A 20,137-nucleotide genomic window follows, 5' to 3' on the forward strand; every position below is an offset into this window, starting at 1 on the left:
GTTCAAGACACTGGGGAATGTCTTATAAATTAGGGAGGAACAACTTCGATACATATACTATAAAAGGTGGATGTGACCTTGGTGTGAACATAGAGTGAAAGATATGAGAATCTGAGAAACGATACATATAAAATAATTATTACAAGAGTTGTAGAGTAAGAAAAAATGTAATAGAAAGTGCCTTTTCATAAATGAAATGAAGTTCCAGTATAAATAAAAGTTGAAAACTATGAAAAAAAGGATTATGCTCAACTATATTATAAGAATATAAGGTTTATCCCGCTGTTTAAGATTTCTTATAAGCTTTTATTTATAAGGGGAAAAAGGGAGTTAGTGAATATGGAAGTAACAAAAAGACAAGGGCTGTATAATCGTCTTATACGATTAAATCCACCACAAATATTAGCATTAGGTTTTTTCTGCTTAATTGTGGTCGGCGGTTTGTTGTTAAAGTTACCATTTGCAACGAAAGTACATATTAGTTGGGTAGATGCTTTCTTTACGGCAACGTCAGCAGCAACTGTAACGGGATTGGGAGTAGTAGATACTGCAAGTACGTTTACGATGTTTGGCGAAATTGTAATTATGTTTTTAATTCAAACAGGCGGTCTAGGTCTTATGACAATTGCCATTTTAATTGTTTGGGTATTAGGCAAAAAAATCGGATTACGCCATCGCTTATTAATTGGAGAGGCATTTAATCAGACGAATATAGGTGGTCTCGTAAAATTAGTAAAACGTGTCTTTATATTTTCAATTTGTATTGAGCTTATTGGGGTCATCTTTTTATCGTTTCGCTTTATTCCAGAGTTTGGCTTTGGAAAAGGTGTATACTATAGTATTTTTCACGTTATTGCATCTTATAATAATGCTGGATTTGCTCTATGGCCAGATAATTTAACAAGGTATGTAGGGGATCCTATTATTAATATTGGGATTTGTTCTTTAATTGTAATAGGTGGTCTCGGTTTTACTGTATTAATTGATATATGGTATAGCCGTAGTTTTCGAAAATTATCACTTCATTCCAAAATCATGATTGTTGGAACAGTAGCGCTAAATGTGATAGCAATGATTGTGATTTTTGTATTGGAATATAATAATGTGAAGACGTTAGGAAATTTACCTTTAAATGAAAAGTTATGGGCTTCTTTCTTCCAAGGTATTACTCCTCGTACTGCTGGATTTAATACAGTTGACTACGGGGGAATGGAAGAATCATCTATATTATTTACAATGGTTTTAATGTTTATTGGTGCAGGAAGTGTATCAACAGGTGGAGGGATTAAATTAACAACGTTTGTTATTTTAGTTACATCTGTCCTTTCTTTCTTTAGAAAGAAAGAGGAAATCGTATTATTTCAGCGCACAATAAAAATGTCGACAGTAACGAGGGCGTTAGCGATTGCTGTTGCAAGTCAAATACTCATTTTTGCAGCGGTATTTGTATTAATGCTTACAGAAGACTTTAGTTTTATTCAGTTATTATTTGAAACAATTTCAGCATTTGGTACAGTAGGATTAACGATGGGGATTACTGCAAAGTTATCAGCGTTTGGAAAATGTATTATTATGTTTGTTATGTTTTGCGGATTAATTGGTCCGTTAACACTTGTCTTTTCTTTAGCGCGACCAGCAAAACAAAAAATTAAATATCCATCGGAAGATGTATTTACAGGATAAGGTATCCCGCATAAGCGAGATACCTTTTTCTTTTTAAAAAAGGGAGAACAATAATCCGATAAGCGCTACTCGGAATAAAATTGCAATGAGTGCTGCAATTCCGCCGACGATTGCAGCGATACCACCAGTTACAGTAGCTCCGCGATTATAAGCGTAAATACCTAGTAATACAGAAACAAGACCAAATAATGTTGGGAAGGTAAAGAGTGATAAGATAGATAAGGCAAGAGCGATAAAGCCAGCAGTTGATCCAGCGGCGGATGATCTTACATCATCTTTATGATCCTTCTCGTCGTAATCATAATCAATGCGCTGTGGTGCAACCTCAGCTGCATATTCTTCTTTATAGTCACTATAATCACTATCTATTCTATCTCTTTTTTTGTACTCATCAAATTTCTCAGTCAAAGTCATGACTCCTTTCATAACAAGGTTCAGTAGTAGTATGTATCTCTTTTTCCTTTTTATCCGAGTATGTACAGGGAGTCATATCCATTTAAAAGGTGGAAATTGTTTTTTTTGAAATAGGAAAAGTTAGTATGACTTCCTCTATTTTGGAAAGTATAAAAAAGAATAATGAGGAAAGGGTGCAATACATAATGGAACATCCAATTGAAAATTTAATGAAAACAGCAATGACAAATTTAAAAGAGATGGTAGATGTAAATACAATTGTTGGAAGTCCGGTTTCAACGGCTGACGGAAATGTAGTATTAACAGTATCTCAAGTAGCTTTCGGTTTTGGAGCTGGCGGAAGTGACTTTAAAGGTGATTTTATTTCTGAAAAACATAAGAACGGACAAGGGCAACATAAAGAGCACAAACAGAGTCATCCATTTGGAGGCGGGAGCGGGGCTGGGGTTTCTATTAGTCCAGTTGCTTTTTTAGTAGTTGGTTCTAACGGTGTGCAAGTACTGCACCTCAATAGTAGCACACATTTAATTGAGAAGGCTTTAAATACTGTACCAGGCACTGTAGATAAATTTGTAAATAATCGTCAAAAGTGAACTTGCATTTTTTAGGAATTATGATATATTAGAAAAAGTGCGCTTTAGGATGATCGGAATAATTGAACTTTAAATATATATGATGTGTGGAATAAGGGAGAGGAATTTATGATTAATATCAAAAACTTAGTAGTTGGCTTATGTATGTTAGTAAGCGGCTTTGTTGTATATGTAATAAAAGAAAAGGCTCCATTCTAAAACAGACAAACCGTTACTGTCTGTTTTTAATTTGTAAAAAATGTTGACAAGTTATTGTATTGGTGTTAAAATTTTAATTCGTGTCTCGGTTACAGCTAGTGTAAAGTAAATAACTCTTATGAATACAATACGAAAAGTTTGCGAAAGATCGGGTAATTTTACCAACAACTTTTGTGAACAAACCCTATAAATTGTGCTTGTAAGCTTTATATGTATACTAGTGAATCAAGGAGCGGTCAGTGGAACCGTAATGATGAGAGAGAGGTAGGGCTTTCATCCAGTATATATGTTACTTTCCCGTTAGGTGAATATAAAAAAGAGGACTCCTTTTCAAAAGGAGTCCTCTTTCTTTTTATATATGAAATTTAAGTGCGGCTCTCAACTTGCTGACAAATTTCATCTGTTGTTAAACCGTGAGCTGTAATTACCGATCCTTTAATTGATGCATCTGCAATCCCCATCATATTGGAATCTTGCCCAGTTACAACACAACAATCGCATCCTTGTGCATCCTGTTCGGAGTTAAGGGTAACAATTTCATGTCCTTGTTGCTGAAGGGCTTGCTGAACATCTGTTAATGAGTTTTCAACGCCAATTCTAGCCATAATTCTCACCTCCTACCATCTAGTTGCTAGTATGCTCAAGTACATCGCATATATTTATGCAAAGATGGTAGGAAACATATATTTATCTGCTATTTACGGATAGTTTGATTAAAGTATCACTATATTTAGTCGTTATATACACCAGTAAGCATTTGACTTACGAATTGATCGTTTAAAGTGTCTTGAGTAGAAGAAGTATTTGAATGGATATCGATTGAAGCAATAAAGTTATTATGATCTTTATGATTTGGTTCTACCTCTACATAGTTATCGAATTTACAAAAACCTTTCGTATCCATTAGATCAAATAGTTGAAGCATTTCTACTACTTCTTGTCTCGTTCCTTTAATTTGTACACACGCCATATTGATTTCCTCCTTCATTTTGACAAATTGTTTTTTAAAAATAGGATTATGATTCCGAAATGAAAAGTATGAATGTTATTTTTAGACAGCGTTATTTTTATTATTTTCCCCCTTTTTCAGCAAAAGTCGTTGTATATTCCCGAATTTATAAAAACGGACGTCCGTTTATTGAATACAATAGATTCGTATCAATTGATGAAAATCCTTCTTTTAAACAAATATTTTTTTTAGTGAAAATTGGCGAAAAAAATTTTTTGACTTTTTGTAAACGTTAACAATGCTGTTAAATCAATATAATCAAAGATGTACGTACGATTAAAAATTATAAATTTTCTAAAAATTATCTTGATTTATTTAGAAAGGAGAGTAAACTAGGAAACAATAAAAAATTCATAGAACATAGGAGGCGCTTTCCAGTGAACGAGCAATGGATTTTCTTAAATGGAGAATTTGTTCCAAAAGACGAGGCAAAAGTTTCAGTATATGATCATGGTTATTTATATGGAGATGGAGTATTTGAAGGGATTCGAGTTTATAGCGGTAATGTCTTCCGTTTGAGAGAGCATCTTGTCCGGTTATATGAATCAGCAAAATCCATCATGTTAGAAATTCCATATTCTTTAGATGAAGTAACGAATATTGTTGTTGAGACGATTCGACAAAATAAATTATCTAATGGATACATTCGCCTAGTTGTATCGAGAGGAGCAGGAAATCTTGGATTAGATCCTGATTCTTGTAAGAAACCGAATGTAGTAGTAATTGCAGAGCAACTATCTTTATTCCCGCAAGAATATTATGAAAAAGGGATTCCAGTTGTAACAGTTGCAACGCGCCGAAACCGTCCAGATGTATTGTCGCCTCAAGTAAAATCTTTAAATTACTTAAACAATATTTTAGTTCGCATCGAAGCGAAATTGGCTGGAGTACAAGAAGCGCTTATGTTAAATGATCAAGGATATGTAGCTGAAGGATCAGGGGATAACGTGTTTATTGTAAAAGGAAATAAATTAATTACACCACCAAGTTCTGCTGGAGCGTTAGAAGGTATTACACGAAACGCTATTTTAGAGATTGGTGAAAAACTTGGATATGACGTTAGAGAAGAGTTATTTACAAGACATGATGTATATGTAGCCGATGAAGTATTTTTAACAGGAACAGCAGCTGAAGTAATTGCTGTTACGACAGTAGATGGTAGAACGATTGGTTTAGGGCAAACGGGTCCACATACGAATCGTTTATTAGAAGAATTCCGAAAGTTAGTTATAGAAGATGGAGAGAAGATTTACGAAGAAAATAAAGTTGGATAACAACTTTTTATAACATAAGAAAGCGTTGAGAGGGAGGAGTAGTTGATTGTGAAGCCTCACAGAGAGTCGGTGGTTGCTGAAAACCGATGGTTCACGTCGACGAACATCGCCCTTGAGTGCTAAGCTGAAGCATTTGTCTAGGCTTAGACGGTAGCTCCGTTATTAGCTAGACTCATTTATGGGTCACTGAGGCAAGAGTATTCTTGCAAAGAAGGGTGGTACCGCGAAATCTTTCGTCCCTTCAGCACATAGCTGGAGTGTGGACGTAGGATTTTTTTTATTGATAAATGTTTTCAAAAAGGGGGCTTATAAGAACAATGTCTTCAAAAACGGAAGAGAAACTGGCAACTGGTGCACAGCTATTGTTAGAAGCGCTAGAAAAGGAAGGAGTAGAAGTGATTTTCGGTTATCCTGGTGGTGCTGTTTTACCTCTTTATGACGCACTCTATGACTGTGAAATTCCGCATATTTTAACAAGGCATGAGCAAGGGGCGATTCACGCTGCTGAAGGATATGCCAGAATTACTGGAAATCCAGGGGTTGTCATTGCAACGAGTGGGCCAGGTGCTACAAATGTAATTACGGGTCTTGCAGATGCCATGATTGATTCGTTACCGCTTGTTGTATTTACAGGGCAAGTAGCAACAACGTTAATTGGAAGTGATGCTTTCCAAGAAGCTGATATTATGGGGCTTACGATGCCGGTAACAAAACATAACTATCAAGTGCGAAAGGCTTCAGATTTACCTCGAATTATTAAAGAAGCATTTCATATTGCTAGAACAGGAAGACCAGGACCAGTCGTGATCGATCTTCCGAAAGATATGGTAGTAGAGCAAGGAGAACGATGTAATAATGTGCAAATGGATTTACCAGGATACAACCCAAATTATGAACCGAATCTACTCCAAATAAACAAATTATCACAAGCAATTCGTGCTGCAAATAAGCCGTTAATTTTAGCTGGAGCAGGTGTATTGCATGCGAAAGCATCAAAAGAGTTAACAAGTTTTGCGCGTAAATATGAAATTCCTGTTGTGCATACATTACTTGGTCTTGGTGGCTTTCCGCCAGATGATGAACTTTTTCTAGGGATGGGAGGAATGCACGGTTCTTACACAGCCAATATGGCGTTATATGAATGCGACTTACTCATTAATGTAGGCGCGAGATTTGATGATCGACTTACTGGAAATTTAGCTTATTTTGCTAAAGGAGCGACTGTCGCACATATCGATATCGACCCAGCAGAAATCGGAAAAAATGTGCCGACTGAAATTCCTATTGTTGCAAGTGCTAAGCGGGCATTGGAAGTATTACTTGAACCAGAAGGGGGAAAAGAAAATCATCATGAATGGATCACTTTATTAAAGGGGAGAAAAGAACAATATCCATTCTCTTATAAAAGAAACTCTGAAAGTATTAAGCCTCAATATGCAATTGATATGTTATATGAAATTACGAAGGGAGAAGCGATTGTAACAACAGATGTTGGGCAACATCAAATGTGGGCAGCCCAATATTATCCGCTGAAAACTCCAGATAAATGGGTAACTTCAGGAGGATTAGGGACGATGGGATTCGGATTTCCAGCAGCAATTGGTGCGCAAATTGCAAAGCCTGAAGAACTAGTTATTGCAATTGTCGGTGACGCTGGATTTCAAATGACGCTGCAAGAATTAAGTGTATTAAAAGAACACTCTTTACCTGTTAAAGTATTTATTTTAAATAATGAAGCTTTAGGAATGGTTAGACAATGGCAAGATGAATTTTATAACAAAAGATATTCGCACTCTTTACTATCGTGTCAACCAGATTTCGTTGCTCTTGCGAATGCGTATGGTATAAAAGGAGTTCGTATAGATGATCCACTTCTTGCAAAGAAGCAAATACAGCATGCGATTGAATTACAAGAACCGGTCGTAATTGATTGCCGTGTCCTTCAATCAGAAAAGGTAATGCCGATGGTTGCCCCAGGGAAAGGTGTTCACCAAATGGAGGGAGTGGAAAAAAGGTGAAGAGAATTGTTATAGCGACAGTTCGAAATCAAAGCGGTGTGTTAAACCGAATTACAGGTGTTATGACACGAAGACATTTTAATATTGAAAGCATTTCAGTAGGTCATACAGAATCATCGGACATATCGCGGATGACGATTGTTGTACACGTTGAAAATGAACAGCAAGTAGAGCAGTTAATTAAACAACTTCATAAGCAAATTGATGTTCTGAAAGTATCAGATATTACAGAAGAAGCGATGATCGCAAGAGAACTTGCACTTATTAAAGTTGCAACATCAGTAGCAAGAGCAGAATTATATAGTTTAATTGAGCCGTTTCGAGCCACTGTAATAGATGTTGGGAAGGATTCCATAGTTGTGCAAGTAACTGGTACGCAGGAGAAAGTAGAGGCATTAATTGAATTACTTCGTCCATACGGTTTGAAAGAAATCGCTAGAACAGGTGTAACAGCATTTACACGCAGTATGAAGAAGCAAGATAAGCAAGTGATGTTAATTCAATAATCATTTAAATATAGGGGGAAATGAAAATGGCAAAAGTTTATTATGAGAAAGATGTAACGGTAAATGTATTAAAAGAAAAGAGAGTAGCAATCATCGGATACGGCTCGCAAGGTCATGCGCATGCGCAAAATTTACGTGATAATGGATTTGATGTAATAGTAGGTTTAAGAAAAGGGAAGTCTTGGGATAAAGCGAAAGAAGATGGATTTTCTGTATATACAGTAGCAGAAGCGGCAAAGCAGGCTGATGTAGTAATGATTTTACTACCGGATGAACTGCAGCCCGAAGTATATGAAGCGGAAATTGCGCCAAATTTAAAGGCAGGAAATTCTCTCGTTTTTGCACACGGATTTAACGTTCACTTTGATCAAGTGAAACCACCAGTGAATGTAGATGTATTTCTAGTAGCACCAAAAGGTCCAGGTCATCTTGTGCGCCGTACATTTGCGGAAGGCGGAGCTGTTCCTGCATTATTTGCAGTATATCAAGATGCAACAGGAGTTGCGACTGAAAAGGCACTTTCTTATGCTGATGGAATTGGAGCGACGAGAGCTGGTGTACTAGAAACGACATTTAAAGAAGAAACGGAAACAGATTTATTTGGAGAGCAAGCTGTACTTTGCGGAGGAGTAACTGCGCTAGTAAAAGCTGGATTTGAAACGTTAGTTGATGCCGGATATCAGCCGGAACTTGCATATTTTGAATGTTTACATGAACTAAAACTAATCGTTGACCTTATGTATGAAGGTGGACTTGAAAATATGAGATACTCAGTTTCAGATACAGCGCAGTGGGGCGACTTCGTATCAGGACCACGAGTTGTAACGGAAGATACGAAGAAAGCGATGGGGGCAGTGCTAGCAGAAATTCAAGATGGTACATTTGCAAGAGGATGGATTGCAGAGCATAAAGCAGGGAAACCAAATTTCCATGCGACAAATGAGAAAGAAAATGAACATGAAATTGAAGTAGTTGGACGTAAATTACGTGAAATGATGCCTTTCGTACAACCGCGAGTAAAGGCAGGGGTTAAGTAATATGAAGAAAATTTTGTTCATGGATACGACGCTACGTGATGGCGAACAATCACCAGGAGTGAATTTAAATGAACAAGAGAAATTGCAGATCGCAAGGCAATTAGAGAGACTAGGGATTCATGTCATGGAAGCTGGCTTTGCAGCAGCTTCCGAAGGGGATTTTCAATCGGTAAAACGCATCGCAAATACGATTCAAAATGCTACAGTTATGAGTTTAGCTAGGGCGAAAGAAAGTGATATTCGAAGAGCATATGAAGCGGTGAAAGGTGCTGTATATCCTCGTTTACACGTATTTTTAGCTACGAGTGATATTCATATGAAATATAAACTTTGTATGTCAAAAGAAGATGTATTAGATAGCATTCACCGCTCGGTTACACTCGGTAAATCATTATTTCCGACAGTACAATTTTCTGCAGAAGATGCGACAAGAACAGCAAGGGATTTTTTAGCTGAAGCAGTAGAAGTTGCGATTCGTGCAGGAGCGAATGTAATTAATATTCCAGATACAGTTGGATATACGAATCCAGAAGAATATTATTCTCTTTTTAAATACTTACAAGAATCTGTTCCTTCGTATGAAAAAGCAATTTTCTCTTGTCATTGTCACGATGATCTTGGGATGGCTGTAGCAAATTCGTTAGCTGCGGTTGAAGGAGGAGCGTTGCAAGTAGAAGGAACCATTAATGGAATTGGAGAAAGAGCAGGGAATGCAGCGCTAGAAGAAGTCGCAGTTGCTCTTCATATTAGAAAAGATTTCTATAAAGCGGAGTCTTCTATGACGCTAAAAGAAATTAAAGCGACGAGTACATTAGTAAGTAGATTAACAGGTATGGTTGTACCGAAAAATAAAGCGATCGTTGGAGCAAATGCGTTCGCTCATGAGTCAGGAATTCATCAAGACGGTGTTCTAAAAGAAGTGACAACATATGAAATTATTGAACCGGAGTTAGTAGGCGAATCTCAAAACTTATTTGTACTTGGAAAACATTCTGGCCGTCACGCGTTTACAGAAAAAATGAAAGAGCTTGGCTATGAATTTACAACGGAAGAAAGAGATGCGGTGTTTGAAGCGTTTAAAAAATTAGCTGATCGTAAGAAGGAAATTACGGAGGAAGATTTACGTGCACTTATGCTTGGAGAAGCAGCATTTGCGGCTCAGCAATATACCATTACGCAACTGCAAGTACATTTCGTATCAAATAGTACACAATGCGCGACAGTTGTATTAAAAGATGAAGAAGGAAATGTATACAAAGATGCAGCTACTGGTTCTGGTAGTATTGAAGCGATTTATAATGCAATCCAAAGAATTTTAGGATTAGAATGCGAATTGGCAGATTATCGCATACAATCTATTACACAAGGTCAAGATGCACTGGCTCATGTACATGTTGAATTAAAAGAAGGGACGCATCAAGTATCAGGTTTTGGTGTTGCGCAAGATGTATTGGAAGCGTCGGCGAGAGCATATGTCCACGCAGCGGGGAAATTGAAATCTTTTATCCAGCTTGTGAAATAAGTTTTTGATAGGTGAGAGGAGCTATTCTCACCTATCAAATTTAAGTTCTGAAAATTCAGTTAAAGGAGTGTTGAAATTGGAAAAACGTATCGTTTGTTTAGCTGGTGATGGTGTTGGACCGGAAGTTATGGAAAGTGCGAAGGAAGTATTGCATATGGTAGAAAGGCTATATGGTCATCATTTTCATTTGCAAGATGAGTACTTTGGCGGGAGTGCTATCGATTTAAATGGGCAACCATTACCACAACGGACGCTTGCCGCCTGTTTAGCAAGTGATGCGGTATTACTAGGAGCGGTTGGTGGACCAAGGTGGGATGGTGCGAAAGAAAGACCAGAGAAAGGATTATTAGCTTTAAGAAAAGGGCTTGGTGTATTTGCGAACGTTCGCCCTGTAACAGTAGAAAGCGCAACGGCCCATTTATCGCCATTAAAGAAGGCTGATGAAATTGATTTCGTTGTCGTTCGTGAGTTAACAGGTGGAATTTATTTTTCTTATCCGAAAGAACGAACGGATGAAGTAGCAACAGATACACTTACGTATCATCGCCATGAAATTGAACGTATCGTTTCGTATGCTTTTCAACTAGCAAGTAAGCGGAAGAAAAAAGTAACATCGATTGATAAGGCGAATGTTTTAGAGTCTAGTAAATTATGGAGAAATGTGACAGAAGAAGTAGCACTTCGTTATCCAGACGTTGAACTAGAACATATTTTAGTAGATGCTGCTGCGATGGAATTAATTCGGAATCCAGGGCGGTTTGATGTAATTGTAACGGAAAATTTATTTGGAGATATTTTGAGCGACGAAGCTTCCGTATTAGCTGGATCATTAGGAATGCTTCCATCAGCAAGTCACGCGGAAAAGGGACCTTCATTATACGAGCCTATTCACGGATCAGCGCCAGATATTGCCGGGAAAAATAAGGCGAATCCAATTGCCATGATGCGCTCTGTTGCAATGATGCTTGGGCAATCGTTCGGATTAACGAGAGAAGGGTGTGCAATTGAAGAAGCCATTTCAGCAGTCCTTAAATCAGGAAAATGTACAGCCGATATCGGCGGGACTGAAACGACAACTTCATTTACGAAGGCAGTTATGCAAGAAATGGAAGAGCAAGCGTTAGTAGGGAGAGGAAGATAATGGGGAAAAGGTTGCTAGATAAACTTTGGGAAAGACACGTAGTTACGACAAACGAAAATGGATTGGATTTATTATATATCGATCTGCACCTTGTTCACGAAGTAACGTCACCGCAAGCCTTTGAAGGCTTGCGGCTTACAAATCGAACGGTCCGTAGACCAGATTTAACATTCGCAACGATGGATCATAATATCCCAACGAAAGATGTTTGGAATATTACTGATCGCATTGCGAAGCAGCAACTAGATACACTTCGGGAAAATTGTAAACAATTTCAGGTGCCATTAGCGGATATCGGAGATGAAGAGCAAGGGATCGTTCATGTTATTGGACCAGAACTCGGGCTTACGCAGCCAGGCAAAACAATAGTTTGTGGTGATAGTCATACAGCAACGCACGGTGCGTTTGGTGCGCTAGCATTCGGCATTGGTACGAGTGAAGTGGAACATGTATTGGCAACGCAAACGTTATGGCAACGTAAACCGAAAGCGATGGGCATTGAGTTAAAAGGAAAATTACAGAAAGGTGTTTATGCAAAAGATATTATTTTGCATCTCCTTTCAAAGTACGGTGTAGCAGTTGGAACTGGATACGTAATGGAATTTTACGGAGAGACGATTGAATCTATGGAAATGGAAGAGAGAATGACGCTTTGCAATATGGCAATTGAAGGAGGAGCAAAAGCAGGTATTATCGCGCCGGATGAAAAAACATTTGCTTACGTAAAAGGGCGTAAATATGCACCGAAAGACTATGAAACTTTCGAGAAAAAATGGTCTGAACTTTATACAGATGTAGACGCAATGTATGATTTACATATTTTAATTGACGTTACGGATTTAGCACCGTACGTTACGTGGGGAACAAATCCGAGTATGGGTGTTCGTATTGATGAAAGGTTGCCAGAAAAGCATGATGTAAATGACGAAAGAGCATTTTCTTATATGGGATTAAGCCCTGGACAAAGCACGTATGATATTCCAGTTCAGCATGTCTTCATTGGATCCTGTACAAATTCCAGGCTTTCTGATTTAGAAATTGCTGCATCTGTTGTGAAAGGGAAAAAGGTAAAAGAAGGTGTGCGAGCACTCGTTGTGCCTGGATCGAAAAGAGTAAGGGAAGCAGCGATGCAAAAAGGACTACATCGCATATTTGAAGAAGCAGGATTTGAATGGAGAGAACCTGGATGTTCCATGTGTCTTGGAATGAATCCAGATCAAGTACCTGAAGGAGAACATTGTGCTTCCACTTCAAATCGAAATTTTGAAGGGAGACAAGGAAAAGGAGCACGAACACATTTAGTTAGCCCAGCAATGGCGGCAGCAGCTGCGTTATATGGTCATTTTGTTGATACTAGAAAGGAGAGTTATGATGGAGCCATTTCGTATTCATAAAGGTACTGCCGCAGTACTGATGAATGATAACATTGATACAGATCAAATTATTCCGAAGCAATATTTAAAGAGAATTGAAAGGACGGGATTTGGAAAATATTTATTCGATGAATGGCGTTATGATAATAACCGCCATGAAAACCCTAATTTTCCACTTAATGCACTAGATAGAAAAGGAGCAAGTATATTAATTACAGGTGATAATTTTGGTTGCGGTTCTTCAAGAGAACATGCTCCGTGGGCGCTTGCTGATTATGGTTTCCGCACTATTATTGCTGGTGGGTTTGCAGATATTTTTTATATGAATTGTATGAAGAATGGTATGTTACCAATTGTAATGGATAAAGAAATGCGGGAACAACTTGCCAAAACAGATGCGAGAGAACAGATAGAAGTAGATTTAGAGAATGAAGTCATTACAACGAGTACGAACAGGTTTCATTTTACAATCGAGAAAATGTGGAAAGAGAAATTATTAAATGGACTAGATGAAATTAGTATTACAATGCAATATGAACAAGAAATTGTAGGATATGAAAGGGAAAGAGCTTTATATTAAAAAATAACGGAATGTTCGAAATCTATTTACATTTAGAATTAAGTATTATATACTATGTAAAAATTAGAGGAGAAAGGGAGTAAGTATTATGAAAACAATGCAATCTATTAAAATGCTTACACAACTACATCATCATACATAAAGCCCTTGAACCTAGCGTGAAAACGTGTAGGTGCAAGGGTTATTCCCGTTGTACCTACACGCTACGAAAGAGCCTTGTAGGTATATTTTATCTACAAGGCTCTTTTTATTTTCGGTTTAGGTGCATGAAATAGACATATAGTAGAAAGGGAAAGGCGTGAGAATTTAGATGACAAAATGGAAGCGTGCAAACCCAAATGGAACGAGAGATTATTTATTCGAAGAATGTACGTTAATTGAAGAAGTGGAGCAAAAATTAAGGCGTACTTTTTTAGAGAGAGGTTATGAAGAAATAAGGACACCAACAATAGAATTTTATGATGTGTTTGCCTTTCAAAATAGACCGATAGATGAAGAAAAGATGTATAAATTTTTTGATGAAAAAGGAAGGATTATCGTATTGCGTCCTGATATGACAATTCCTTTAGCGAGAGTGATTGGAACGCAGAGATGTGATATGCCACTTAAAGTGACGTATAGCGGGAATGTATTTCGAGCGAATGAGTCTCTCACTGGAAAATATAATGAGATTGTACAAAGTGGTATTGAAATTATTGGGATTGATAATGTAAGAGCGGAAATTGAATGTGTTATAAGCGTCATTCAATCACTTCAAAAGTTAAAAGTGCAATCTTTTACAATAGAGATTGGGCAAGTACAGTTATATAAATGTATTGTAAAAAAGCTCTCTATTCATGAGGAAGAAGAGAGAGTACTTAGAACGTATATTGAAAGTAAAAATTATGCTGCTCTATCAAATTTTATTAGAGAAAAGAAATTAGATCGATGTGATGAAACAGTCAGATTGCTGGAGAAATTACCAAGGCTATTTGGGAATTTAGAAGTGATTGAGGAAGCAGAAAAACTCGCCTCAAGTAATGAAATGAGAATGGCTATTGCAAGAGTGAAAGAAATATATGAAGCGATTGAAAAACTAGGCTATGGATCTTACATATCAATTGATTTAGGGATGATTCAACATCTGGATTATTATACAGGCGTTATTTTCAAAGGGTATATATATGAAATTGGGGAAGAAATTGTTAGTGGCGGAAGATATGATGAGTTAATTGGAAATTTTGGAGAAATGCGGCCGGCTGTCGGACTCGCGGTGCAAGTCAATCAAATTGTGAAGGCGCTACAAGAGCAACAAGAGCCATATGAACGAAAGAGAATAGATATGATAATTCATTATGAGTTAAATAGATTAGCAGAAGCGGAACGATTACGTAGTTTACTTCAAAAGGACGGAAAAAAAGTAGAGCTATCTTTATTCTCTAATGTAAATGACACCTTTCAATTTGCAAGAAAAAATCAAATCGGAACGGTCGTTGAGGCAAAAAACGAATCATTAGTGGAATATGTGTGGAAAGAAAAATGGGTAGTCCAGAAAGAAGGAGAAACTTCATGCGTAACATTCAAATTGCGTTAACGAAAGGACGATTAGAAAAACATGTTATTCCGCTCTTTGAGCAAATTGGAATTGATTGTTCAGAACTCAAAAATAAAGGACGAAAGCTTGTCTTTCAAAGTAAAAATACAGATATCTCATTTATTTTAGTGAAAGCAGTAGATGTTGCTACTTATGTGGAACATGGAGTAGCTGATATTGGAGTCGTTGGAAAAGATGTTTTAATGGAAAATGAGAAAGATATTTATGAAATGTTGGATTTAGGAGTAGGTGTGTGTAAGTTTTGTGTTGCTTCTATTCCTACTTATAACGCGAAGAGCTACCGGAAGAAACGTATTGCGACGAAATATCCACATATTACTTCTAACTATTTTCATGATAAAGGAGAAGATGTAGAAATTATAAAAATAGAAGGTTCGGTAGAAATTGCGCCTATTCTTGGATTGGCAGATGCGATTGTTGATATTGTTGAAACAGGAAAAACATTACAAGAAAACGGGCTCATTGTATTTGAAGAAATGTGTTCTATATCCGCTCGAATGATTGTAAATAAGGCTGCATTAAAAACTAAAAAAGACGAAATATTCAGTATTATAAATATGATGGAACAAGAAATTTTATCAGGAAAATAGGGGGATTAAAATGGAAGTCGTTTATGAAGATTTCAAAGAGGCGTTATCGAAAATAAAATTGCTAAGAGAAAACGCTAATATAATAGAAGAAACTGTTCAAAGAAGTGTAAGTGAAATCGTTCAAAATGTAAGGGAGAGTAGGGATGAGGCTCTGTCTTTTTATACAAAAAAGTTTGATGGTGTAAAGGTTAAAGAATTTCGCGTAAGTGAAGAAGAGATAAAACAAGCGAGTATGTTTGTCGAGAGTTCATTTTTAGAAGCGTTACAAGAGGCGAAGAAAAATATTATTTCGTATCATGAAAAGCAAAAAAGGCAATCTATATTCGATTGCGAGAGTGAAGGCATCATTAGAGGACAAATCATTCGGCCGTTAGAGAATGTAGGAGTATACGTGCCAGGCGGAACTGCTTCATATCCTTCGTCGGTATTAATGAATGTATTGCCAGCAAAACTCGCTGGTGTGAAAAAGATTGTAATGGTAACACCGCCGAGAGAAGGAGGAATTGATCCACATATTTTAGTTGCTGCAGGCCTTGCAGGAGTAAATGAAATTTATACGATAGGTGGCGCGCAAGCAATTGCTGCATTAGCATACGGGACGGAATCGATTCCGAAAGTGGATAAAATAGTTGGACCGGGAAATTTGTACGTTGCTTTGGCGAAACGAGAAGTATACGGAGTAGTGAATATTGATATGATTGCCGGACCGTCAGAAATTGTAGTTATCGCTGATGAAACAGGAAATGCAAAATATATTGCTGCTGATTTATTATCACAAGCAGAACATGACGAGAGAGCAACAGCAATTTGTATTACAACGAATATAGAGTTAGCAAAAGAGGTAGAAAAAGAGATAGAAAGACAGTTAGAAACATTACCAAGAAGCGAAATTGCACGTAAATCGATAAATAGAAATGGAGCTGTTTTTATCGTTCCTTCTTTAGATGAGGCACTACAATTATCGAATGAAATCGCCCCGGAACATTTAGAGTTACATATAAAAGAACCGATGAATGCACTAGCTTATGTGAAACATGCAGGGTCAATCTTTCTTGGACCATATGCACCAGAACCACTCGGTGATTATTTAGCAGGGCCGAATCACGTGTTACCGACAAGTGGAACGGCAAGGTTTTTCTCGCCGTTATCAGTTGATGATTTCGTGAAAAAATCAAGCTTCTTGTCTTATACAGAGGAAGCGTTAAGAGATGTACAACATCATATTGTAGAACTTGCCAATAAAGAAGGGTTATATGCGCATGCGAGAGCAATTCAAATAAGATTTGAGGAGGAAGAATGATGCGAGAAGCTAGTCAAATACGTGAGACGACAGAAACAAAAATAAAATTAAGTTTGCAGCTTGATGAAGGAAAGGACGTTTCTATACAAACGGGAGTTGGATTTTTTGATCATATGCTAACTTTATTTGCAAGGCATGGAAGATTCGGTTTGCAAGTGGAGGCGGAAGGCGATGTATATGTTGATGCGCATCATACAGTTGAAGATGTTGGAATTGTACTCGGAAATTGTTTGAAAGAAGCATTGCAAAGTAAAGAGGGGATTAACCGTTACGGCTCCGCATATGTACCGATGGATGAGTCTTTAGGTTTTGTTGCAATTGATATAAGCGGACGCTCGTATATTGTATTTCAAGGAGAACTAACAAATCCGAAGCTAGGGGATTTTGATACAGAACTAACGGAAGAGTTTTTTAGAGCAGTTGCTCATGCTGCCAATATTACATTACATGCTCGCATCTTATACGGAAGCAATACACATCACAAAATTGAAGCATTATTTAAAGCGTTTGGTAGAGCGCTTAGAGAAGCAGTCGAAAGAAATGCCAACATTACTGGTGTAAATTCAACGAAAGGGATGTTGTAATTGATTGCCATTATAGATTATGGAATGGGAAATATTCGTAGTGTAGAACAAGCATTAAAGCATATTGGAGCAGCGTATATCATAACGAGTGAGAAAGAAGAAATCCTTAGAAGTGATGGAGTAATTTTACCAGGAGTAGGTGCATTTCCAAAAGCGATGAATGTATTGGAAGAAAAAAATTTAGTGAGTGTGTTAAAAGAAGTCGGACGTTCAGGAAAACCGCTTCTAGGCATTTGCTTAGGAATGCAGCTTTTATTTGAAAAAAGTGAGGAACTACAAGACTGTAACGGATTAAGTTTATTGCCAGGTGTTATTAGAAAGTTAAAGGTTCCTTATAAAATTCCACATATGGGATGGAATGAGTTAAAGAAAGAGGGAGAAACAGCACTTTGGAATGGAGTAGAGGACGGTTCTTTCGTATATTATGTCCATTCTTATTACGCAGATTGTCCAAATGAAATTGTGTATGGAATAAGTGAATATGGAGTGAACGTACCTGGTTTTGTAGCAAAAGGAAGTATATATGGCGCACAGTTTCATCCTGAAAAAAGTGGTGACATAGGAATGCAAATGTTGAAAAATTTCAAAGGAGTGGTAGAAGCATGGAAATCTTCCCAGCTATCGATTTAAAAGAGGGCCGCTGCGTTAGACTTTATCAAGGAGAGTTTAGTAAAGAAACAGTAATGAATGAAGACCCGATTGCGCAAGCGATTATATTTGAAAAGTTTGGAGCAAAAAGGTTGCACATTGTTGATTTAGATGGTGCAGTTGCTGGCGAGTCGTTAAACTTGTCCGTCATTGAACGAATTTGTAAGGCGGTACGAATTCCAGTGCAAGTTGGAGGAGGAATTCGATCGCTTATAGCGGTAGAGAAGCTATTGTCAGCAGGGGTAGACAAAGTGATTTTAGGAACAGCCGCTCTTTATGATAAGGCATTTTTAGAAGAAGCAGTTCTTCTATATAAAGAAAAAATCATTGTTGGCATTGATGCGAAAAATGGTTTCGTAGCAACGAGAGGTTGGCTTGATGTGTCTGAAATTTCTTACATTGATTTAGCGAAGCAAATGGAAAATGTAGGTGTTCAAACGATTGTGTTTACAGACATTTCGAAAGACGGGACGCTTGCAGGGCCGAATATAGAGCAATTGGAGTTACTACAAAAAAGCGTTTCTATTCGTCTTATTGCTTCTGGAGGAGTGGCATCTATTCAAGATGTGAAAAAGTTAAATGATATGAATATATACGGCGTCATAATTGGTAAGGCTCTTTATGAGAAAACGATTGATTTAGAAGAAGTATTAGAGGTAACAAAGTTATGTTAGCGAAACGAATTATTCCTTGTCTAGATGTGAAAGAAGGGCGAGTCGTAAAAGGTGTAAATTTTATAGGGTTACAAGACGTCGGTGATCCTGTTGAAATAGCCGCTTTATATAACGAGGCGGGAGCAGATGAAATAGTATTTTTAGATATTACGGCAACGCATGAAGGACGAAAAACGATTATAGATGTTGTAGAAAAAACGGCTTCAAAAGTATTTATTCCTCTTACAGTTGGAGGGGGGATTTCAAGTGTTAAAGATATGTACAATTTACTAAGAGTTGGAGCAGATAAAGTTTCAATTAACTCAGCGGCAGTGCGAAATCCGAAGTTAATCAAAGAAGGGGCAGAACACTTTGGCTCACAATGTATCGTTGTCGCAATTGATGCTAGAAAAGTAGCAGAAGGTAAGTGGAATGTATATGTGAACGGCGGAAGAGTTGATACGGGAATGGATGCAATCTGGTGGGCAAAGCGTGTTACTGAGCTAGGAGCAGGCGAAATTTTATTAACGAGTATGGATGCAGATGGAACGAAAAACGGATATGACCTTCACTTAACAGAAGAAATTTCAAGAAGTGTTTCCGTACCAGTCATTGCGTCAGGCGGATGTGGTCATGCTGATCACATTATAGAAGTTTTTCAAAAGACAACAGTTGATGCAGCTTTAGCGGCATCCATCTTTCATTATGGTGAGGCGACAGTGCAGGACGTAAAGAGAAAATTAAGAAATGCAAATGTTGGGGTGCGGTTATGAAACCTAACTTTTCAAAAGGACTACTACCAGCAGTCGTAATTGAAGAAGGTACAAAAGAAGTTTTAATGTTAGCTTATATGAATGAAGAAGCATATGAAAAAACGCTAGAGACGAAAAGAACGTGGTTTTATTCTCGTTCAAGAAGGTCGTTATGGAATAAAGGAAAAACATCAGGAAATATCCAATCTGTGCAATCTCTTTATTTAGATTGTGATCAAGATTCAATTGTTGTCGTCGTTAAGCAAGTGGGACCTGCTTGTCATACGGGAGAGAAGACATGTTTTCACTACAAAATTATATAGGGGGATACATATGGAAAACGCCTTTACATTACTATTTAAAACAATTGAAGAACGAAAGAGAAATCCACTACCTCAATCATATACAAATTACTTGTTTTCAAAAGGAGAAGATAAAATTTTAAAGAAAATTGGTGAGGAATGTACGGAAGTAATTATCGCATCTAAAAATAATGATAAAAAAGAGTTAGTGAAAGAAATGGTTGATGTACTGTATCACTGCTTCGTTTTATTAGCCGAAAAAAATATATCATTAGAAGATATTATGGAGGAAGTAACAGAAAGAAATGGGAAGCTTTCGAGAGTAGGGGACAGAAGAGAAATAGATACATTATAAGGGGGAATATG

Annotated in this window: 24 protein-coding genes and 1 other annotated feature; of the genes, 21 read left to right on the top strand and 3 right to left on the bottom strand. The window is 37.3% G+C overall.

From position 1 onward, the window contains the following. The first annotated feature begins 339 nt into the window (after nucleotides 1-339). A complete protein-coding gene (locus AC3WVA_RS10985; RefSeq protein WP_048526846.1) occupies nucleotides 340-1,683 on the top strand; it encodes a TrkH family potassium uptake protein in 1,344 nt (447 codons plus the stop codon). Nucleotides 1,684-1,716: 33 nt separating this feature from the next. Here AC3WVA_RS10985 and AC3WVA_RS10990 read toward each other — a convergent pair whose 3' ends face one another. Continuing rightward, a complete protein-coding gene (locus AC3WVA_RS10990; RefSeq protein WP_002020776.1) occupies nucleotides 1,717-2,109 on the bottom strand; it encodes an imidazole glycerol phosphate synthase in 393 nt (130 codons plus the stop codon). 113 nt (nucleotides 2,110-2,222) lie between these two features. On the opposite strand from AC3WVA_RS10990, the gene ytfJ reads away from it, so the two are divergent. Further along, nucleotides 2,223-2,690, top strand: coding sequence for a GerW family sporulation protein (gene ytfJ / locus AC3WVA_RS10995; RefSeq protein WP_098347307.1), 468 nt, complete (start codon nucleotides 2,223-2,225; stop codon nucleotides 2,688-2,690). Between the two features lie 108 nt (nucleotides 2,691-2,798). Beyond that, entirely contained in the window at nucleotides 2,799-2,888 is a 90-nt protein-coding gene (locus AC3WVA_RS11000) for a hypothetical protein (protein WP_000608225.1), read from the top strand. Nucleotides 2,889-3,253: 365 nt separating this feature from the next. Here AC3WVA_RS11000 and AC3WVA_RS11005 read toward each other — a convergent pair whose 3' ends face one another. Both AC3WVA_RS11005 and AC3WVA_RS11010 read right to left on the bottom strand, forming a co-directional pair. Next, nucleotides 3,254-3,493: a YkuS family protein gene (locus tag AC3WVA_RS11005; RefSeq protein ID WP_048526850.1), complete on the bottom strand. Its 240-nt coding sequence runs from the start codon at nucleotides 3,491-3,493 to the stop codon at nucleotides 3,254-3,256. 125 nt (nucleotides 3,494-3,618) lie between these two features. Beyond that, nucleotides 3,619-3,858, bottom strand: coding sequence for a DUF3911 family protein (locus tag AC3WVA_RS11010; RefSeq protein WP_098347306.1), 240 nt, complete (start codon nucleotides 3,856-3,858; stop codon nucleotides 3,619-3,621). 59 nt (nucleotides 3,859-3,917) lie between these two features. Here AC3WVA_RS11010 and AC3WVA_RS11015 point away from each other — a divergent pair, with 59 nt between their 5' ends. From AC3WVA_RS11015 to hisI (AC3WVA_RS11100), 18 genes are all read left to right on the top strand, one after another. Continuing rightward, entirely contained in the window at nucleotides 3,918-4,133 is a 216-nt protein-coding gene (locus tag AC3WVA_RS11015; RefSeq protein ID WP_048526854.1) for a hypothetical protein, read from the top strand. A gap of 141 nt (nucleotides 4,134-4,274) precedes the next feature. Beyond that, nucleotides 4,275-5,171 (top strand): branched-chain-amino-acid transaminase, encoded by an 897-nt coding sequence (ilvE, locus tag AC3WVA_RS11020; RefSeq protein ID WP_001005497.1) that lies wholly within the window; start codon nucleotides 4,275-4,277, stop codon nucleotides 5,169-5,171. 16 nt (nucleotides 5,172-5,187) lie between these two features. After that, nucleotides 5,188-5,415, top strand: a binding site (T-box leader). A 73-nt stretch (nucleotides 5,416-5,488) separates the two neighbouring features. After that, on the top strand, nucleotides 5,489-7,189 hold the full coding sequence (gene ilvB, locus AC3WVA_RS11025; RefSeq protein WP_098520784.1) for an acetolactate synthase large subunit: 1,701 nt from the start codon (nucleotides 5,489-5,491) through the stop codon (nucleotides 7,187-7,189). After that, nucleotides 7,186-7,695, top strand: coding sequence for an acetolactate synthase small subunit (ilvN, locus tag AC3WVA_RS11030; protein ID WP_166689579.1), 510 nt, complete (start codon nucleotides 7,186-7,188; stop codon nucleotides 7,693-7,695). The genes ilvB and ilvN overlap by 4 nt, the downstream gene beginning before the upstream one ends. A 26-nt stretch (nucleotides 7,696-7,721) precedes the next feature. Next, entirely contained in the window at nucleotides 7,722-8,732 is a 1,011-nt protein-coding gene (gene ilvC, locus AC3WVA_RS11035; protein WP_098347302.1) for a ketol-acid reductoisomerase, read from the top strand. A gap of 1 nt (nucleotide 8,733) precedes the next feature. Further along, nucleotides 8,734-10,254, top strand: a complete 1,521-nt coding sequence (gene leuA, locus AC3WVA_RS11040; protein ID WP_098347301.1) for a 2-isopropylmalate synthase — start codon at nucleotides 8,734-8,736, stop codon at nucleotides 10,252-10,254. A gap of 76 nt (nucleotides 10,255-10,330) precedes the next feature. Then, complete coding sequence (gene leuB / locus AC3WVA_RS11045) at nucleotides 10,331-11,395, top strand: 3-isopropylmalate dehydrogenase (protein ID WP_071757538.1); 1,065 nt, start codon at nucleotides 10,331-10,333, stop codon at nucleotides 11,393-11,395. Continuing rightward, nucleotides 11,395-12,789: a 3-isopropylmalate dehydratase large subunit gene (gene leuC, locus AC3WVA_RS11050; RefSeq protein ID WP_048526862.1), complete on the top strand. Its 1,395-nt coding sequence runs from the start codon at nucleotides 11,395-11,397 to the stop codon at nucleotides 12,787-12,789. The genes leuB and leuC overlap by 1 nt, the downstream gene beginning before the upstream one ends. After that, nucleotides 12,767-13,348, top strand: a complete 582-nt coding sequence (gene leuD / locus AC3WVA_RS11055) for a 3-isopropylmalate dehydratase small subunit (RefSeq protein WP_048526864.1) — start codon at nucleotides 12,767-12,769, stop codon at nucleotides 13,346-13,348. Before leuC ends, leuD begins: the two co-directional genes overlap by 23 nt. 310 nt (nucleotides 13,349-13,658) lie before the next feature. Continuing rightward, the gene (gene hisZ / locus AC3WVA_RS11060; protein ID WP_098347299.1) at nucleotides 13,659-14,921 is read left to right on the top strand and encodes an ATP phosphoribosyltransferase regulatory subunit; all 1,263 of its coding nucleotides are present in this window, start codon (nucleotides 13,659-13,661) and stop codon (nucleotides 14,919-14,921) included. After that, entirely contained in the window at nucleotides 14,897-15,532 is a 636-nt protein-coding gene (gene hisG / locus AC3WVA_RS11065) for an ATP phosphoribosyltransferase (RefSeq protein WP_048526868.1), read from the top strand. The genes hisZ and hisG overlap by 25 nt, the downstream gene beginning before the upstream one ends. Nucleotides 15,533-15,542: 10 nt before the next feature. Further along, a complete protein-coding gene (hisD, locus tag AC3WVA_RS11070; RefSeq protein ID WP_071757536.1) occupies nucleotides 15,543-16,832 on the top strand; it encodes a histidinol dehydrogenase in 1,290 nt (429 codons plus the stop codon). Continuing rightward, the gene (gene hisB / locus AC3WVA_RS11075; protein ID WP_098347298.1) at nucleotides 16,832-17,416 is read left to right on the top strand and encodes an imidazoleglycerol-phosphate dehydratase HisB; all 585 of its coding nucleotides are present in this window, start codon (nucleotides 16,832-16,834) and stop codon (nucleotides 17,414-17,416) included. Before hisD ends, hisB begins: the two co-directional genes overlap by 1 nt. Next, entirely contained in the window at nucleotides 17,417-18,046 is a 630-nt protein-coding gene (gene hisH / locus AC3WVA_RS11080) for an imidazole glycerol phosphate synthase subunit HisH (protein WP_098347297.1), read from the top strand. Then, nucleotides 18,019-18,738 carry a 1-(5-phosphoribosyl)-5-[(5-phosphoribosylamino)methylideneamino]imidazole-4-carboxamide isomerase gene (gene hisA, locus AC3WVA_RS11085; RefSeq protein ID WP_048526876.1) on the top strand — a complete coding sequence of 240 codons (720 nt, stop codon included), beginning with the start codon at nucleotides 18,019-18,021 and terminating at the stop codon, nucleotides 18,736-18,738. Before hisH ends, hisA begins: the two co-directional genes overlap by 28 nt. Continuing rightward, complete coding sequence (hisF, locus tag AC3WVA_RS11090; protein ID WP_098347296.1) at nucleotides 18,732-19,490, top strand: imidazoleglycerol phosphate synthase cyclase subunit; 759 nt, start codon at nucleotides 18,732-18,734, stop codon at nucleotides 19,488-19,490. The genes hisA and hisF overlap by 7 nt, the downstream gene beginning before the upstream one ends. Then, a complete protein-coding gene (hisI, locus tag AC3WVA_RS11095; protein WP_048526879.1) occupies nucleotides 19,487-19,792 on the top strand; it encodes a phosphoribosyl-AMP cyclohydrolase in 306 nt (101 codons plus the stop codon). Before hisF ends, hisI (AC3WVA_RS11095) begins: the two co-directional genes overlap by 4 nt. 10 nt (nucleotides 19,793-19,802) lie before the next feature. After that, entirely contained in the window at nucleotides 19,803-20,126 is a 324-nt protein-coding gene (hisI, locus tag AC3WVA_RS11100; protein WP_048526883.1) for a phosphoribosyl-ATP pyrophosphatase, read from the top strand. Nucleotides 20,127-20,137: the final 11 nt, after the last annotated feature.

The organism is Bacillus sp. EB106-04-02-XG92 (assembly GCF_058791995.1).

Coding starts and splice junctions, on each gene's coding strand:
- leuC (WP_048526862.1), top strand. CDS start 11,395: ATGGGGAAAAGGTTGCTAGATAAACTTTGGGAAAGACACGTAGTTACG.
- AC3WVA_RS10990 (WP_002020776.1), bottom strand. CDS start 2,109: ATGAAAGGAGTCATGACTTTGACTGAGAAATTTGATGAGTACAAAAAA.
- AC3WVA_RS11010 (WP_098347306.1), bottom strand. CDS start 3,858: ATGGCGTGTGTACAAATTAAAGGAACGAGACAAGAAGTAGTAGAAATG.
- AC3WVA_RS11005 (WP_048526850.1), bottom strand. CDS start 3,493: ATGGCTAGAATTGGCGTTGAAAACTCATTAACAGATGTTCAGCAAGCC.
- ilvB (WP_098520784.1), top strand. CDS start 5,489: ATGTCTTCAAAAACGGAAGAGAAACTGGCAACTGGTGCACAGCTATTG.
- hisF (WP_098347296.1), top strand. CDS start 18,732: ATGTTAGCGAAACGAATTATTCCTTGTCTAGATGTGAAAGAAGGGCGA.
- hisI (WP_048526883.1), top strand. CDS start 19,803: ATGGAAAACGCCTTTACATTACTATTTAAAACAATTGAAGAACGAAAG.
- hisG (WP_048526868.1), top strand. CDS start 14,897: ATGCGTAACATTCAAATTGCGTTAACGAAAGGACGATTAGAAAAACAT.
- ilvC (WP_098347302.1), top strand. CDS start 7,722: ATGGCAAAAGTTTATTATGAGAAAGATGTAACGGTAAATGTATTAAAA.
- hisA (WP_048526876.1), top strand. CDS start 18,019: ATGGAAATCTTCCCAGCTATCGATTTAAAAGAGGGCCGCTGCGTTAGA.
- AC3WVA_RS10985 (WP_048526846.1), top strand. CDS start 340: ATGGAAGTAACAAAAAGACAAGGGCTGTATAATCGTCTTATACGATTA.
- hisI (WP_048526879.1), top strand. CDS start 19,487: ATGAAACCTAACTTTTCAAAAGGACTACTACCAGCAGTCGTAATTGAA.
- leuA (WP_098347301.1), top strand. CDS start 8,734: ATGAAGAAAATTTTGTTCATGGATACGACGCTACGTGATGGCGAACAA.
- hisB (WP_098347298.1), top strand. CDS start 16,832: ATGCGAGAAGCTAGTCAAATACGTGAGACGACAGAAACAAAAATAAAA.
- AC3WVA_RS11015 (WP_048526854.1), top strand. CDS start 3,918: ATGAAAAGTATGAATGTTATTTTTAGACAGCGTTATTTTTATTATTTT.
- ytfJ (WP_098347307.1), top strand. CDS start 2,223: ATGACTTCCTCTATTTTGGAAAGTATAAAAAAGAATAATGAGGAAAGG.
- hisZ (WP_098347299.1), top strand. CDS start 13,659: ATGACAAAATGGAAGCGTGCAAACCCAAATGGAACGAGAGATTATTTA.
- leuD (WP_048526864.1), top strand. CDS start 12,767: ATGGAGCCATTTCGTATTCATAAAGGTACTGCCGCAGTACTGATGAAT.
- AC3WVA_RS11000 (WP_000608225.1), top strand. CDS start 2,799: ATGATTAATATCAAAAACTTAGTAGTTGGCTTATGTATGTTAGTAAGC.
- hisD (WP_071757536.1), top strand. CDS start 15,543: ATGGAAGTCGTTTATGAAGATTTCAAAGAGGCGTTATCGAAAATAAAA.